Genomic DNA, 15,702 nt, shown 5'->3' with positions numbered 1-15,702 from the left:
TTCACGGGGGTGACAGCCGATAGTGGTGCGCCAGCATCAGTGCAATCGCGCATGAGGCGATGCGTGTATCGCGCGAGTCGGCGCGGCTGGTCAGAATGACCGGCACTTTCGCTCCGAGGACGATTCCGGCGCTGGCTGCGCCGCCCAGGAATATCAACTGCTTGGCAAGCATGTTGCCGCTCTCCAGGTCAGGCACGACAAGGATGTCGGCCTGCCCGGCGACCTCGGAGACGATCCCCTTGGTGCGCGCAGCGGCGATGGAGATCGCGTTGTCGAAGGCCAACGGCCCGTCGAGCAGGCCGCCAGTGATCTGGCCGCGATCGGCCATCTTGCACAGCGCCGCCGCGTCGAGCGTGGCCGTCATCGTCGGGCTGACCGTCTCGACTGCGGCCAGGATTGCGACCTTGGGTTCGCGCACGCCGATCACCTGCGCCAGCTCGATGGCGTTGCGGATGATGTCTGCCTTCTGTTCCAGAGTCGGGGCGATATTGATCGCTGCATCGGTGACGATGAACGGGCGCGGATAGGCCGGTGTCTGCAACAGGAAGCAATGGCTGACCCGGCGCTTGGTGCGCAACCCCGCCGCAGTCGAAACCAGCGCGGACATCAGTTCGTCGGTGTGCAGACTCCCTTTCATCAGGGCTTCGACTTCGCCATTGGCCGCCAAGGCTACGGCTTGCTGCGCGGCGGCGTGGCTGTGGGGTGTGTCCACAATGGTGACGTCGGCCAGATCCAGCCCGGCCTCTGTGGCGACTGCTTCCAGCCGCGCCCGTGATCCGACCAGCACCGGTTCGATCAACCCCGCGTGGCGTGCTTCGAGCGCAGCGGACAGACTGGGGGCATCGCAGGGATGGGCGACGGCCACCCGAATCGGTTGCAAGTGCGCGACGTGCGCCAGCAGGCGTTGCAGGCCTGTGTGGCCCTGCGCATCCGGGTGGATTTCCGGCAACGCGGTGCGCGTTCGTTCAATGCGCTCAGTGGGCGCCGCGACCTCTACCTGGCCTTGGAAAACCGCCGCATCCTCCTGGTTGGTGCAGGCGCAGGCCAGCGTGATACGCCGAGTGGCGGTGTCCTTGCTGGTCACCTGCACTCGCACGGTCAGCCTGTCGCCGGGCCGAATCGCCCCGAGGAAGCGCAGGTTCTGGCTGACATGCAGGGTTCCGGGTCCCGGCAGGCGTGTTCCCAGCACAGCCGAGATCAGGACGTTTGCACAAATGGCCTCGGTGGTGTCCCGCGAGGGCGAAGACACCGAAGATTCCGGATCCACATCATCGCCCGATTGCAGCGCGAACATCTGGATGTCTTGCGGCGAAAACGCGCGTTCGAGGCTGGCGCTGTCGCCAATGGCGATCTCGTCGAAGGTGCGGTTGCGCAAAACCTGCAATGCGTCGGCGGCGCCATCGACCGGTGCGGAGGACGTCGTCATTTGTCTTTCCCTCGCCGTGTTTGACTTGTGCGCGGCGCGGCTGGCGTCTTCGACGCCGTTTTCTTCTGAGGCGCCTTCGGCTTCGGCGAGGATGTCTTGGGTTTCGTGTCCACGACCGCAGCGGGGGTGTCACTGGCGGAGCTTGGCATGGCGGGCGCCGAAGCCGCCTGCGCCTGGTGGTCCGCCTGCTCGAACAGGGCGGCAACCTGCTCCAGCCTGGCTTGCTCCTGTGCGGACAGCACATCGCTGCTGCCGACCACCTGTACGATCATCTCCGCTACCTGGCGGATCTCATCAGGCGCTATGTCGTTCAGCAATCCGGGGATGGCGGACACCACGGCGTCCTGGTCGAGCCGCATCAGCAAAGCCTGCCGACGCACGAGGTGGCGAAAGGCCTGCATGTCGAAGTCGCTGCCCAGGCGGGGACGCACCAGTTGCTCTGCGTGCCGGAAGTGCCGCCCGTCGGCCTCGCCACGCGCCGCGAGCACGAAGAACAGTGCCCGTATGACGGCTTCGGCGAGCCCGCCGCTGTGAATATCCGCTTCGAGCCGTGTCAACTCTTGCGCCAGATACTGGCGATGCTCGGGCGTCTCGCTGGGATGGGGTCGCGGCGGTGCATCGTCGTGCAGGCTCTGTCCAGTCATGGCCTGCACCAGCGGCAGGGTGTACAGCGTGTCAAACGCCTGTGCGTAGATCTGGTCGCGGCAATCACGGAATTGATCCAGCATCTGTTCGACGGCGGTGGAAAACTGCGCCTGCAGTTGCAGGAAAGGGTTGGCCTCGGAGACGGGCTGACGATGGTCGCGCACGTGTTGCGCAGCCTCATGTACTGCGGCGGCGAGCGGATGCCTGTCAGACCACAATTCATAGCCCATGCGCAGCGGATGCAGCGGCTCCAGCCACTTCGCACCCTGGTCCGTGACCAGGGCACGCATCCATGGCTGCACGAAGCTGCGGTAGCAAGCCAGGTTGACCTCGGAGATCCGCGCAACGGCGGCGAACCGGCGATCGTTCTCAGGGTCGGGACGGACGATCTCACGGACTTCATCGATGTTGCTGCGCTGGATCCGAGTCAGGTAGGCGTTCCCGGTCGGCTCGCCTTCCTGCGACCCGTCGGGATTTTCATCGACCAGCATGCGGTGGATACCGGCCGGCAGCACGTCGATGACGTCGATGTTGGCGGCGAACTCCTGGTGCTCTTTACGCCCGACGCTGCCGGAGACGAAGATACCCAGATGCCCGATGCTGTCATGGGTGGCGTAGACGATGGTCTGGTCATGCCCCATCACGTCCAGATCGTTGCGGTACAGATCGGTGATCCAGCCCAGGGCCTGGGGCGGTGGCGTGATGTTGTCCCCATAGGAGCAGAACACCACGATCGGCGAGCGAATATTGCGCAGGTCGATGCGCACGCCATCAGACGTCACCAGCTGCGCCGTACTCAGTTTGTTGCCGATGAACAGGTTATCGACGATGTACTGTATTTCCACATCGTTCAGGAACACGTGGCCGCCCCAGTACTTCTCGAATTGCAAGTGGCGCGGGCCTTCCGTGTCGACCTTGGCGTACAGGTTGTACTGTTTGCTCCACAGCGTATTGGCCGGGTCCAGGTTCTCGAAGTTCTGTACCAGCCAGGCGCCGTCGAACCGACCGGCGCCCAGATCGCCGGTCAATGCCGTCAACCAACTACCGCCGGTCAGGCCGCCTGCATAGCGCATCGGCATGTCGCCCGCCCAGTACGACAGCGGCGCGCCGGCGACGATGATCGGTCCGAACAGTTCGGGCCAGACGGCAGCTGCCATCAGGATCTGCCAGCCCGCCTGGCAATTGCCGATGACCGCGGGCTTGCCGCGGCTGTCGGGGTGCAGCTCGCCGACCTTGCGCACGAAGGCCGCTTCGGCACGCATGACATCCTCGACGGTCTGGCCGGGAACGGGATCGGGCAGAAAGCCAACGAAGTAGCAGGGATGGCCTGCCTTCAGAGCAGCACCGACCTCGCTGTCGGGTTTGAAACCGCCGATGCCCGGGCCATGGCCCGCGCGGGGATCGACCACCACGAACGGCCGCTTCTTGGGATCGGCCGGCGCGTCGGCTGGCGGCAGGATGCGCACGAGGCCATAGTTGACTGGCCGCGGAAGCTCCAGCCCGGACATGATGACCTCTGAGGCGAAGTCGAGTACGTTCGGCGTCTGCTCCTGCAAATGCTCCTGGTACTGGTTGCCGCGTTGGCGGCGAACGTCGGCATACAGAATGGACCGCTGCCAGGCATCCACTGCATACTCGGTTGCCATCGCCGATAGTCGCAACGGGTCCCACAGCAACTGCCCCCAATCGGCCGTTGGTGATGTCGTGGTGTCTCGATTCATGGCGATGGGCATTCCCTCTATGATGAAACTGAAAAATTGAATGGAAAGGGGCCGCAGGCACATCGTCTTGCCGGCCCTTCCTCACTCAGTACATGTGCTGGCCACCATTCATCGACGCATTGCTGCCGGTCATGAACCCCGCAGACTCGCTGGCGATGAATGCAACCAGTGCGGCGATTTCCTCAGGCCGTCCCAGACGACCCACGGGAATACCGGCAACCACCTGCTTGACCACTTCCTCCGACATGCTCGTCACCATCTTCGTATCCAGATACCCCGGCGAGACGGTGTTGACCGTCACGCCCTTGCGCGCCACCTCCTGCGCGAGGGCTTTGGTGAATCCATGCATCCCGGCTTTCGCGGCGGAGTAGTTGGTTTGGCCGAACTGCCCCTTCGAGCCGTTGATGGAGGAGATGTTGATGATCCTGCCCCAGCCCCTTTCGAGCATGCCGTCAATGAATGGCCGAGTGACGTTGAATACAGAATCGAGATTGACGCGCAGGACCGCATCCCAATCGGCGTAGCTCAGCTTGCGGAACGTAGCATCACGCGTGATGCCCGCGTTGTTGACCAGAATGTCGATGTGGTGACCGTCTGCTTGAATGAGGCCGGCCAGCTCCTGGCAGGAGGCATGGTCGGCCACATCCGCGCCGTAGGCGATGAAGTTGTAACCTTCACCCGCCTGGGCTTCCAACCACGCGCCGATGCTGGCATTGCCTGGCGAGTGGACGACGATCACGGTATGGCCAGCATCGTGTAAGGCCCGGGCGATGGCCTCGCCCAGGCCACCGTTGCCGCCCGTGACCAGGGCGGTGCGTTGTTCAGCCGGCATTGCGGCCACCGGTCTTGCCCGGTGCCTCCTTGTCCTGTGCCGAGGCCCACACGGCTCCCCACTGTTTGAAAATATCCTGGAACGGGAGTACCGCATCGCCCTGGCCTACGGCCTGCGTAACCGATTTCTGCCAGTCTTGAATGGCTTTTTGCAGGCCTTGGGTGAAGGTTGTCTGGTTCTTGATCGCGACTTGTGTCAGCGCCTGCGCGCCGCCCACGTGGTGCTGAAACTGACGCCAGAAGGTTTGTGCGGGCAGCGTGGCCAGTTCCTGCCAGTTCTCCGCCTTAAGCAGGCTTTCGATTTCCGCGCCGGACTCGGCAATGCCGTCTTTGCCCGCGCGCGCGGCGTTCTCCAGCCATTGCTGGCCGTTTTTCTGCATCAGGCGTTGGAGGCGCAGCTGCAGTTCCAGGTTCGCCTTGAACAGGTTGGGAGGGATGGTTTCATTGCTCATGGTCAAACTCCTTACTGGGTTGAGTGCCCACTCGGGCGGTCAAACGATCAGGCCATCTGGCCGATCGTTTTGCGAAAGCGTGCTAACGACAGGAAAAACAGCACCGTGCCGATCAGGGCCAGCGCCAGGAAGGGCTGCCATACCGTCTCCAGGCCAGCGCCCCGGTAGAGGATGGCCTGGCTCAGCTCCACGAAATGGGTGGTGGGTGCGATCAGCATGATGTTCTGCACGATCTCGGGCATGCTCTCGCGCGGGGTAGACCCACCCGAAAGCATCTGCAGCGGCATGATGGTGAGCATCATCAACATGCCGAATTGGGGCATGTTGCGCGCCAGGGTGGCGATGAAGATGCCCATCGAGGTGGTGGCGAACAGACTGAGCGCCGCGCCAGCGAAGAACAGCGCAATGGAACCCTCGACGGGAACGCCCAGGACGCCGCGCACCATGAGATTGAGGGACAGGAAGGAGGCGATCAGCACGACCAGGGCCATCGACCAGACCTTGGAGAGCATGATCTGCGCGGGCGTGACCGGCATCACCAGCAGGTGCTCGATGGTGCCGTGCTCGCGCTCCCGGATCAGCGCCGCGCCGGTCAGGATGATGGACAACAGCGTGATGTGGTTGATGATCTGCACCACCGAGCCGAACCAGGCCTTGTCGAGCGCGGGGTTGAAGCGGGCGCGCAATGCCAGATCCACGGGTGGCGCGTCGGTGCCGCGGTAACGCTTGACGAACTCATTGACTTCACCGGTGAAGATCTGCTGGATATAGCCACTGCCGGTGAAGGCCTGGCTCATGCGGGTGGCGTCGACATTGAGCTGCGCGGCGGGCGATCGCCCCGCCAGCACGTCACGCTGGAAGTTGGGCGGAATGACCAGGGCGAAGGTGTACAGCCCCGCATCCATGCCCGGGTCCACGTCCCCATAGTCGATCATGGCCGGTGGCGTGAACTGCGGCGGGTAGAAGGCCGAGGCAATCCGCTGGGACAGCGCCGAATTATCCTCGTCGACGATGGCGATGGGCGCGTTGTGCAGCGTCTCCGGCATGGACGTGGCCGAGGTGTAGACCGACGCGGTGAACACATAGACGATGAGTACGAGCATCATCGGATCACGCCAAAGGCTCCACAGCTCCTTGACACCGAGGTCGTAGATGTTGGCAACGTTTCTTCCGCTCATCTCAGCGCTCCTGCTTCTTGAGTAGCAAAACGGCCGCACCGAGAATCACCGGAACCGACAGCAGCATCGACCACAACGGCCCCGCCAGATCGGCCAGGCCGAGCGCTTTGCTGAACACGCCACGGCTGATGGAGATCATGTGCGTGGCGGGGTAGATCTCGCCGATGAACTTGCTGGAGCCTTCAAGCGAGGACACGGGATCGATCAGGCCGGCGAACTGGGTGGCCGGAATGATGGTGCCGATCATGGCAAAGAACATGGCGGCGATCTGGCTGCGCGTGACGGCCGAGGCCAGCAGCCCCATGCCTGTCGCGGCGAAGGAGAAGATCAGCGCGGCCAGCGACAGGGTGAAGAAGCTGCCCGTGACCGGCACACCGAAGACGGTGACCGCGAGCAGGCTCATCAGCAGGAAGTTCACCATGGCCAGACCGACATAGGGCAGTTGCTTGCCAAGCAGGAACTCGATGCGCGTGACCGGCGTCACGTAGAGATTGGTGATCGAGCCCGTCTCCTTCTCGCGCACCACCGCGAGCGCGGTCAGCATCGCAGGCAGCATGAGCAGCAACAGCGGAATCACCGCCGGCACCATGGCCGGCAGGCTCTTGACATCGGGGTTGTAGCGAAAGCGCGTCTCGACGCTGGCATTGCCGGCTGCGCTGGCGCCGCCACGCTCGCTGGCCTGTACCAGCAGCCAGTGCTGGTGCATGCCCTGAACGTAGCCCTGGACGGTTTCCGCGCGTTGCGGCATGGCGCCATCGAGCCAGGCGCCGATCTGCACGTTCTGGCCTCGCAATACATCGCGGCTGAAGCCAGGGGGGATTTCGATGGCCAGCGACAGTTCGCCGTTGCGCATGCGCCGGTCGAGGTCCTCGTAGTCGACGATCGGCGCGTGCTCGGTGAAGTAGCGCGATCCGGCCAGGTTCAGCGTGTAGCTCTGGCTAAGCGTGGTCTGGTCGCGATCGAGCACCGCATAGCTCAAATCCTCGACGTCCATGGTGATGCCAAAGCCGATCACGAACATCAGCAGCAGCGAACCGCCCAGCGCCAGGGTGGCGCGGACCGGGTCCCGCTGCAGTTCCAGTGTCTCGCGCCACAGATAGCTGAACATGCGCTGCAAGCTGAATCCGCCAGAGCGGTGCCCACCGTGTTCAGCGGGCGCCGCCGATGGCTGCTCCTCGTGATGGGCGGCCTCGGGCTGGCTGGGTGGGGTGGCCGTGCCGCCCTCGGCTTCGATGAGGTAGCCGATGAACGCCTCTTCAAGGGTTTTGGCGCCGCGCTTCTCGACCAGTCTGGCAGGCACATCGCTGTCGAGCACCTTGCCTGCATGCATCATCGACATGCGGTCGCAACGCTCGGCCTCGTTCATGAAGTGGGTGGAAATGAAGACCGTCACCCGGTCGCGCCGCGACAGCTCGATGAGCAGCCGCCAGAACGCGTCGCGCGCTATCGGATCGACGCCGGAGGTCGGTTCGTCCAGAATCAGCAGCTCGGGCTTGTGCACCATGGCAACGGCCAGCGACAGGCGCTGGCGTATGCCCAGAGGCAGACTGGCCGGCAGGCTGTCGATGACGTCCACCAGCCCGAAGCGCTCCACCATCTCATCGACGCGACCGGGAATGTCCTCCGGGGGCACACTGAACAGCTTGGCGTGCAACTCCAGATTCTGGCGTACCGTGATTTCGCTGTAGAGCGAAAACGCTTGCGACATGTAGCCGACGCGGCGGCGGGTGTCCAGATCATGCGGGTCCACTTCGTGGCCGAACAGCCAGGCCCGCCCCTCGCTCGCCGGCAACAGGCCGGTGAGCATCTTCATGGTCGTGGACTTGCCGCAGCCATTGGAGCCGAGGAAGCCGAAGATTTCACCGCGCCGGATGCGGAAGGAGACGCTGTCGACGGCGACGAAGTCGCCAAAGCGCATGGTCAGCCCCTCGGCCTCGATGGCGATATCGTCCGCGCCGCCATCCGGCAAGGGGGGAATGACCACTGCTTCGTGCCCGCGCTTTTTCTCTTCCGGGAGCAGGCGGATGAATGCCTCTTCCAGGTTCGGGCTGCCTGTGCTTTCCAGCAATTGCCGCGGTGTGCCGGTGGCGAGGACCTTGCCGTCGTCGATGGCGGCGAGCCAGTCGAAGCGCTGTGCCTCATCCATGTAGGCGGTAGCCACGATCACGCTCATGCCGGGGCGATCGGCGCGGATGCGCTCGATCAGGTCCCAGAACTGTGCGCGCGCCAGCGGATCCACTCCGGTCGTCGGCTCATCGAGAATCAGAAAATCCGGGTCGTGAATCAGTGCGCAGCACAGGCCGAGTTTCTGCTTCATGCCCCCGGAGAGCTTGCCTGCCGGGCGCTCCAGGAATTTGAGCAGGCCAGTGGCCTGAGTGAGCTCATCGATACGCTGGCGGCGTTCCGCAGAGCCATGACCGAACAGGCGCGCGAAGAACTGCAGATTTTCCTCGACCGAGAGCGTCGGGTACAGGTTCTTGCCCAGTCCCTGCGGCATGTAGGCGATGCGCGGGCACACTTTATTGCGATGGGCCTTGCTGGCCATGTCGCCACCAAGCACCTCGACCGTGCCCTCCTGGATGATACGTACGCCAGCCAGCAATGAGAGCAGACTGGACTTGCCTACGCCGTCGGGGCCAATCAGACCGACCATCCGCCCGGCGGGAATGTCCAGGTCGATGCCATCCAGGGCGATGACGTCGCCGTAACGCAAGCGCACCTGACGGACGCTTGCAACGGTCGTGGGCTGCGCACTCGCACTGTGGCTCATACCTTACTCCGGCACGCGAAGGGACAGGTTTTGAGGCCACTCGGCATTGGCGTCGAGCTTGACCCAGGCCACGCCGGGCAAACCGGTCTTGACCTGCTGCAGGTGTTCACGCAGCAGCTCCTGCGAAATCTGCGCGCGCACGCGGAACATCAGCTTCTGCCGCTCGCTGGCGGTTTCGACCGTTTTGGGGGTGAACTGCGCCGCGCTGGCGACGAAGGAAACAGTGGCTGGTATCACATACTCCGGCGCGGCATCCAGAATGATGCGTACCTCGGAGCCCAGCCCGACGCGGCCGGCCACGGTCTCGGGCAGGAAGAAGGTGATGTAGACGTCCGACAGGTCGATCAGGTTCAGGACGCGTCCGCCCGCTCCCAGCACCTCGCCGGGTTGCGCCACGCGCACCTGCACCCGTCCGTCGCGCGGGGCGCGCAGTTCGCTGTCGCGGATGTCGGCCTCGATGCGATTGATGCTGGCCGTGGCGGCGTGCACGCTGGACTGCGCGCCGACAAGCTGCGCCTTGGCTGCCTCGACTGCGGCGCGGGCGGCGGCGGCCTGCGCTTTGCTGGCCTCGAGCGTCGCCTGTGCGCCCCGTACACGCGCCCGGTCATCGTCCAGTTCCTGGATCGAGGCGGCGCCCTCCTGGGACAGGGTCTGCGAACGTGCCAGACGCCGCTGCGCGGCATCGAGCTCCGACTCGCGCTGGCCGACCAGGGCCAGGGCGGCAGTTACGTCGGCCTCGCGCAGTGCCACTTGCGCCTGCGCTGCGGTCACCCCGTGCTCGGCCTGCTGGCGCATGGCCTGAGCCTCGTCGCGCTGCGCTTCAAGTGTCTCCAGTTGCATCCTGGCCAGTGGCTGGCCCGCCGCGACGAAATCGCCTTCACGCACCAGTATGTCTTCGATACGTCCGGGCAGCTTGGTGGCGATGTCGATTTCGGTGGCTTCGATGCGGCCATTGCCGTTGGCGAACCCTTCGCCGGGTCCGCTGTCGGCAAGCTCCGTCCAGCCCCACCAGGCCAGCGCGATAACAACCGCTGCAGCGGCAGCGACCAGGAGTTTTTTCTTGAGAGAGGGGGAGACAGTCATGGGTTCGGCGTGCCTTAACGGGTTGATGGGGTGGAAGCGGGGGTCGAGGCCGCACCCTGTGCCTCGCCGGTTGCGGCGAGGGTGCCGCCGCCGAGCGCGGCATACAGCGCCACCTGGCTGGACAGCAGCGCGCGGCGCGCCTGTACCAGTTGTTGCTGGGCACCCAGCAGATCGCGTTGGGCATCCAGCACCTCCAGGAAGGCGGCCGAGCCGTTGTCGTAGCGCAACTGGGCCAGCCGTGCGCGTTCGCTTTGCGCTTCCAGGTTGGCTCTCTGGATCGTCAACTGCTCAGCCAGCCAGTGCTTTGCGCTCAGCGCATCGGCCACCTCGCGGAAGGCTGTTTGAATGGTTTTTTCGTATCCGGCGACGGCGATGTCGCGGCGCACTTCGCTCAGTTCCAGATTGGCGCGTCGGCGCCCGCCATCGAAGATGGGCAGTGACAGGGTGGGCATGAAGGTCCAGGCGCGACTGCCGGAATCGAACAAGCCATTCAAGTCGGAGCTGGCCGTGCCGAAGCTGCCAGTCAGCGCAATGCGCGGCAAGAACGCCGCGCGGGCCGCGCCGATGTGGGCATCGCTGGCACGCAATTGGTGTTCGGCGGAAATGATGTCCGGGCGACTGACCAGCAGCTCCGAAGGCAGACCGGCCCGCAGCTCAGCCAGCACCGTCGTTTCATCGAAGGGCACCTTGGTGGGCAGCGGGCCAGGATCGGCACCCACCAGCATCGCCAGCGCGTGCAGTTGCGTGGCGCGGGCTTGCTCAAGCTGGGCGAGCAGCGCCTGAGCCTGGTTCAGCAAAGTCTGGACTTGTGTGAGGTCCAGCTTCGAGGTCGCGCCGACTTCGACGCGGCGCCGGAAGATACGATAAGACTCCTCGCGGGTTGTCACGGTTTGCCGAGCGATAGCCACGCGTTCGTCGATCTCGCGCAAGCCAAGATAACCGTCCGCCACCTGGGCGATCAGCGCCAGATGGACGGCCTGGCGCGCCGCATCGGAGGCCAGCCAGCTTTGCAGGGCGGCGTCCTCCAGGTTGCGAACCCGGCCCCACAGATCCAACTCCCAGGTGCTCAAACCCACCTCGGCCCGATACTCGCCGCCCACCTGCGATCGGCCCGACATGTTCAGATCGCCAGGGACGCGCGCGCGTCCACCTTGGGCGCCCACGCCCACGGCAGGAAAACGATCCGAGCGCTGAATGCGGAATGTGGCGCTGGCTTCCTCGACGCGCAGCGCGGCCAAGCGCAGGTCGCGGTTGTTCTCCAGCGCGGTCTCGATGAGGCGTTGCAGCAGGGGGTCGGTGAAGTACGCCTGCCAGGCAAGCTCTCCCGCGTGGGCGCCGTCGGTGCCTGATCCAAGATGCGCAGGCCAGGCTTCGGGCACGGGCAGCGGCGGGGTGTCTGGCGCCGGAGCGAGCGACATGCAGCCGGTCAAGACGACGGCGCTCAGGGCCAACGAGGCAGTGCGCAAGCTGAACGCAGGAAACAACAGGGAAGCTGGGGGCATGGTCACGTTCCGTACGGGTATCGGGCTGAAGAGGGTCTGGTTGCAGAGGAGGGGATAGCTGCCACCCACGCAATGCGGAGTTCGTGGCCGATGTCCGCAGGCCTTCCTTTCCTGCTTGCAAGTGCTGTCAAGCCCACTTCATCTCCTTGTTGATATGTGCATCCCCGTGTCCCCTGGCTGGTTGATGAGGTGCTCTTCCTGTGTCACATCCCAATGTGCCGGGTTCGTTCGCGCCTCTGAGTTGGCTTGCATCGTGAAATTTGAAAACAAACGACTGGACGGTTGTTTTTATTTATACGTTACAATCCGGGAACCGCAATCAGCGGGCTCGTCGGTCATTGACGCAGATCAATTCGAGCTGCCGGCTTGGGTTCAAGGAAGGCCCTGATTTCTGGTAGAGCCGGTGACCGGCCCGTGGGAACACCCCTCAGATCTTTGAACAGAGCCTTTGAATGCTACCCAAGAAAGATGACGCGCCCGACAAGCGCCGCTACCTGTCCTCTGCCGCCAGAAAAGAAGAAATACTCGACGCGGCCTTGGTCGAATTCGCGGATCGGACGTACAACGCCGTGTCAATGGAGCGCCTGGCGGAATGCGCAGGCTTGTCCAAGGCTGGTATCTACGCCCACTTCAAAAGCAAGGAAGAAATTTTTCATGCCTTGCTCGAACGCACGACAAAGCAGATTTGCGATTTCCAGGGCTGGCTCCCGGATGAAGATCTGACGTTGCCAGAGCTGGTAGATGTCTACCTGGATCGCCTATACGCGACCTTTAGCTCCCCTGCCACGATGTCGATTTACCGGCTGCTTCTGGCCGAAAGCGCCAGAACACCAGAGCTGGTGCAGCGTTGGCACAACGAAGTTGCTCACGGACTGAAAGAGCGGGCGCAGCTCATCATCCAACGCAACATAGAACGGGGCATCATTCGTCCGGGCGTCTTGACCGAGCACTTTTTCCCGCTGGCGCTCGCTCCCGCACTGCTATGGCTGAGCTCGTCAATGCTATCCAGGGGCAACCCTTCCATAGCGCTGGTGCAGTTACAGGATGCGCATCGGCAACTGCTGCTTGAGCTTTTGGAGCCTCGATGAGCAAGGTGACGCAAAAAGTCAGGCACCTCCCCATGCGCCTGGTGATCGGCATTGCGGTGCTATTGCTGACTGCGTGGGGCGCGCTGGCCCTGTGGCACCAGATGCCGCAACATCCAGCGGCTCGCTGGATCGCCACTCTGGCGTGGTCTGCCTCGGGGCTGTCCGTCGCCGTGTCGCTGGCAGGCTTGCTTGAAAGACGGACACGCAGGATCGCCGGATTCGTGTTCGGGGCCGCAACGGCAGCCCTGCTCATGTGGTGGGGAACGCTGCAGCCATCACACCAACGCCCATGGGCTGACGATGTCGCCCAGTTGCTGGAGGCCGGAATCGACGGCAGCCACGTTCACCTGAAAAATGTACGCAACTTCGAGTGGCGCAGCGAAACCGACTACACCCCGCAGTGGGAGAACCGCACATACGATCTGGACCGCTTGCGCAGTGCCGACCTGGTACTTTCCTACTGGATGGGGCCGCACATTGCGCACACACTGGTGTCGTTCGGCTTCGACGGTGGCGAGCGGGTAGTGTTCTCACTGGAAATACGCAAGGAGCGCCACGAGTCCTTCTCGGCGATCGGCGGATTCTTCCGTCAGTTCGAGCAGATCCTGGTAGCCGCCGATGAGCGCGACATTGTGCGTACGCGCAGCAATGCGCGAGGCGAGGACGTTTATCTCTATCGGTTGCAGATGAGTCAGGCGAATGTCCGCGCGTTGTTTCTGGAGTATCTGCACGCGGCCAATGAACTGCGGCGCACACCGCGCTTTTACAACACCTTGACCAGTAACTGCACGACCATCGTATTCGAGCTGGCTCGGCTCATTGCGCCAGCGTTGCCGGCGGACTATCGCCTGCTGCTGTCCGGACACTTTGCGGAATACATCCATGACCTGCACGGATTGACGCCCGGCCATCGCTACGCAGAACTGCAGGCACTGGGGCACATCAACGAACGCGCACTGGCCTCTGACGCATCAGGAGACGACTTCTCGATGTCGATTCGACAAGGTGTGCCCGGCGTGCCGGCCGACGAGGTATCTCCATGAGGTTCCAGCAGTCTTGCCGCATGGCAGTGTGGCTCGTCATTGCCCCGCTGTTGCTGGGGGGCTGCTCGATCCTGCGTGAGTTCGGCCCAGTGGTTGAGGTTCATACACTGGATGCGGGCGAGGCCATCGAACTCAAGCGCGGCGATATCCTGACACGCGGCAAACTCAGCGATGCGACGACCCAGACCATCAGGGTGGCGGCATTGGATGCGCAGGCTTGCGCAAAACCGATCTCAGCGGATTGCGTCGAGGCCCTGGCCGCCGTGACCGGCGTTGCCGCGGATCGACGCCTGGCTGCACTGTCCGAACTGTGGCTGGCGCAGGCTCAGGCCATGAAGCCCGGATCAGAGCAGCAAGCCGCCTGGCTTGAGACCATTCGTTATGCCTATGCCTACCTGTTCTTCGGTGACCATACGCCTGGGGAGCGAGCCTTCGAGGATCGCCAGACGCAAGTGCGGGATTGGTATAACTATGCGGTCGAACGTGCCGCCACCGGGATGTTCGAGGTTCGGCAACAAATGTCTACGCAGTTGCCAGCGCAGACCCGCTGGAACATTGCAGGCTGGGAGCTGCAGCTGGATATGCGCAGCGCGCGCTTGCCGGGCAGTACGGCGGTGCCAGCCGAACTCCTGCCAGCCTCGTCCCTGTCTTTCCGCGGACTGCGCAGCCTCTACCGGCGCGACGGTTTCGGCGCCGAGCTGGTGGCGGTCATGCCGGACGAACCCCTGACTTCCGCCCCCACCCGGGATGGCCGTCCAGCGGCCAAACGCAATCAGCAGCCTCTACCCTGGAGCGAGATGCCCGCGCCGTCCATGACGATTCTGCTGCACCCGGACGGAGACGACCTGGACAGCGTGCTGCATACCCGCACTGTCCGTTTGACGGTGCATGACCCCTATGTGGAGTCGGCCATCATGCTGCGCGGGCAGCGCGTACCGCTGGCGGCCAATTTCACCGCCGGCTACGGACTGTGGCTGGCCCGCGCCAACTTCAACCGGCAGTCGCTGCGCAGCCTGCTTGGGCGCGAGGGTGGAATCGACCGTCCGCACGTCTACCTGATGCAGCCCTATGACCCGAACAGGCGGGTCATCGTCATGCTCCACGGACTGGCCAGCAGTCCGGAAGCCTGGGTGGAACTCGCCAACGAAATCCTGGGCGATGAGGCCCTGCGTCAGCATTACCAGATCTGGCAGGTCTACTATCCCACCAACATGCCAATCGCATTGAACCACGCGATGATTCGCAGGGCGCTCGGGGATACGCTGGCGCATTTCGATCCTTCCGGCCAGGCACCGGCATCGTCCGACCTCGTGCTGGTGGGGCATAGCATGGGCGGCGTCATCGCACGGTTGATGGTGTCGTCAACCGATCAGTCGCTGGTGCAGCTGGCTGCTGATCACAGTCGGCTGACGCAGCAGCAGATCAAGCGCATAGATCCGATGTTGCGCTTCGAGCCCTTCCCGCATGTCAGTCGCGCCATCTTCATCGCAGCACCGCACCGGGGCACATCGGTCGCAGGTGGACGCCTGGGGCGCTGGATGGCGGGATTCATTCGCTTCCCGGTTACGGTGCTCGAAGAACTCGCCCACACACTGGCGCCCAATGCGGCGGCCAGCAGCCACGAAAGCCTGGGGCATATCCCCAATAGCGTCGACAACCTCGACGAGAACGATCCTTTCGTGCGCGCGGCAGCGGACTTTCCCATCTCTGCCCAGGTGAACTATCACTCGATCGTGGCCCAGGCTGACCCCGAAGTGGCCCTCGTTGATTCCGATGACGGCCTCGTGCCTTACCGCAGCGCCCACCTTCCCGGAGCTCAATCCGAGAAAGTCAGCATTTCAGGTCATAGCGTGCAGCAAAACGCGGCCGCGATACTGGAGATTCAACGCATTCTGGGAGAGGACATGGCTCTGCGGGAAGAGCGCTAGCGCGCCACGCAGTGATGGACAGCTGCCATCCGCTG

11 protein-coding genes are annotated in these 15,702 nt (G+C 63.7%); 3 read left to right on the top strand and 8 right to left on the bottom strand.

Going from position 1 to position 15,702, the window contains the following annotated elements:
• Position 1: 1 nt before the first annotated feature.
• From C1I89_RS28310 to C1I89_RS28275, 8 genes are all read right to left on the bottom strand, one after another.
• On the bottom strand, positions 2-1,426 hold the full coding sequence (locus C1I89_RS28310; protein ID WP_102775632.1) for a bifunctional enoyl-CoA hydratase/phosphate acetyltransferase: 1,425 nt from the start codon (positions 1,424-1,426) through the stop codon (positions 2-4).
• Positions 1,423-3,792 (bottom strand): TerB family tellurite resistance protein, encoded by a 2,370-nt coding sequence (locus C1I89_RS28305; protein WP_102775664.1) that lies wholly within the window; start codon positions 3,790-3,792, stop codon positions 1,423-1,425. The genes C1I89_RS28310 and C1I89_RS28305 overlap by 4 nt, the downstream gene beginning before the upstream one ends.
• Before the next feature lie 85 nt (positions 3,793-3,877).
• Positions 3,878-4,624: an acetoacetyl-CoA reductase gene (gene phbB / locus C1I89_RS28300; protein ID WP_003296527.1), complete on the bottom strand. Its 747-nt coding sequence runs from the start codon at positions 4,622-4,624 to the stop codon at positions 3,878-3,880.
• Positions 4,614-5,075 (bottom strand): phasin family protein, encoded by a 462-nt coding sequence (locus tag C1I89_RS28295; RefSeq protein ID WP_102775631.1) that lies wholly within the window; start codon positions 5,073-5,075, stop codon positions 4,614-4,616. The genes phbB and C1I89_RS28295 overlap by 11 nt, the downstream gene beginning before the upstream one ends.
• A 47-nt stretch (positions 5,076-5,122) precedes the next feature.
• Positions 5,123-6,253 (bottom strand): ABC transporter permease, encoded by a 1,131-nt coding sequence (locus tag C1I89_RS28290; protein WP_003296525.1) that lies wholly within the window; start codon positions 6,251-6,253, stop codon positions 5,123-5,125.
• 1 nt (position 6,254) lies between these two features.
• Positions 6,255-9,023, bottom strand: coding sequence for a ribosome-associated ATPase/putative transporter RbbA (rbbA, locus tag C1I89_RS28285; RefSeq protein ID WP_102775630.1), 2,769 nt, complete (start codon positions 9,021-9,023; stop codon positions 6,255-6,257).
• 3 nt (positions 9,024-9,026) lie between these two features.
• Positions 9,027-10,106, bottom strand: coding sequence for an HlyD family secretion protein (locus C1I89_RS28280; protein WP_102775629.1), 1,080 nt, complete (start codon positions 10,104-10,106; stop codon positions 9,027-9,029).
• 14 nt (positions 10,107-10,120) lie between these two features.
• Positions 10,121-11,608, bottom strand: a complete 1,488-nt coding sequence (locus C1I89_RS28275) for an efflux transporter outer membrane subunit (RefSeq protein WP_024161576.1) — start codon at positions 11,606-11,608, stop codon at positions 10,121-10,123.
• Positions 11,609-12,060: 452 nt separating this feature from the next.
• Here C1I89_RS28275 and C1I89_RS28270 point away from each other — a divergent pair, with 452 nt between their 5' ends.
• Genes C1I89_RS28270 through C1I89_RS28260 form a run of 3 tightly spaced genes read left to right on the top strand, consistent with a single transcriptional unit; the run spans position 12,061 to position 15,667 of the window.
• Positions 12,061-12,696: a TetR/AcrR family transcriptional regulator gene (locus C1I89_RS28270; protein WP_094840677.1), complete on the top strand. Its 636-nt coding sequence runs from the start codon at positions 12,061-12,063 to the stop codon at positions 12,694-12,696.
• Positions 12,693-13,739 (top strand): Lnb N-terminal periplasmic domain-containing protein, encoded by a 1,047-nt coding sequence (locus tag C1I89_RS28265; RefSeq protein ID WP_012112355.1) that lies wholly within the window; start codon positions 12,693-12,695, stop codon positions 13,737-13,739. The genes C1I89_RS28270 and C1I89_RS28265 overlap by 4 nt, the downstream gene beginning before the upstream one ends.
• 20 nt (positions 13,740-13,759) lie before the next feature.
• The gene (locus C1I89_RS28260; protein ID WP_258231544.1) at positions 13,760-15,667 is read left to right on the top strand and encodes an esterase/lipase family protein; all 1,908 of its coding nucleotides are present in this window, start codon (positions 13,760-13,762) and stop codon (positions 15,665-15,667) included.
• The last annotated feature ends 35 nt before the right edge of the window (positions 15,668-15,702 follow it).

The sequence above is a fragment of the Achromobacter pulmonis genome (assembly GCF_002885955.2).
GTDB classification, from domain to species: Bacteria; Pseudomonadota; Gammaproteobacteria; order Burkholderiales; family Burkholderiaceae_B; genus Achromobacter; species Achromobacter pulmonis_A.
The sequence above is the reverse complement of the archived record's forward strand: the minus strand, read 5'-3'. Positions and strand labels throughout refer to the sequence as shown.

What these genes read in the sequence shown, in the direction of transcription:
- C1I89_RS28290 (WP_003296525.1), bottom strand. Translation starts at nt 6,253, where the DNA reads ATGAGCGGAAGAAACGTTGCCAACATCTACGACCTCGGTGTCAAGGAG.
- C1I89_RS28305 (WP_102775664.1), bottom strand. Translation starts at nt 3,792, where the DNA reads ATGAATCGAGACACCACGACATCACCAACGGCCGATTGGGGGCAGTTG.
- C1I89_RS28275 (WP_024161576.1), bottom strand. Translation starts at nt 11,608, where the DNA reads ATGCCCCCAGCTTCCCTGTTGTTTCCTGCGTTCAGCTTGCGCACTGCC.
- C1I89_RS28260 (WP_258231544.1), top strand. Translation starts at nt 13,760, where the DNA reads ATGGCAGTGTGGCTCGTCATTGCCCCGCTGTTGCTGGGGGGCTGCTCG.
- phbB (WP_003296527.1), bottom strand. Translation starts at nt 4,624, where the DNA reads ATGCCGGCTGAACAACGCACCGCCCTGGTCACGGGCGGCAACGGTGGC.
- C1I89_RS28280 (WP_102775629.1), bottom strand. Translation starts at nt 10,106, where the DNA reads ATGACTGTCTCCCCCTCTCTCAAGAAAAAACTCCTGGTCGCTGCCGCT.
- C1I89_RS28270 (WP_094840677.1), top strand. Translation starts at nt 12,061, where the DNA reads ATGCTACCCAAGAAAGATGACGCGCCCGACAAGCGCCGCTACCTGTCC.
- C1I89_RS28265 (WP_012112355.1), top strand. Translation starts at nt 12,693, where the DNA reads ATGAGCAAGGTGACGCAAAAAGTCAGGCACCTCCCCATGCGCCTGGTG.
- C1I89_RS28310 (WP_102775632.1), bottom strand. Translation starts at nt 1,426, where the DNA reads ATGACGACGTCCTCCGCACCGGTCGATGGCGCCGCCGACGCATTGCAG.
- rbbA (WP_102775630.1), bottom strand. Translation starts at nt 9,023, where the DNA reads ATGAGCCACAGTGCGAGTGCGCAGCCCACGACCGTTGCAAGCGTCCGT.
- C1I89_RS28295 (WP_102775631.1), bottom strand. Translation starts at nt 5,075, where the DNA reads ATGAGCAATGAAACCATCCCTCCCAACCTGTTCAAGGCGAACCTGGAA.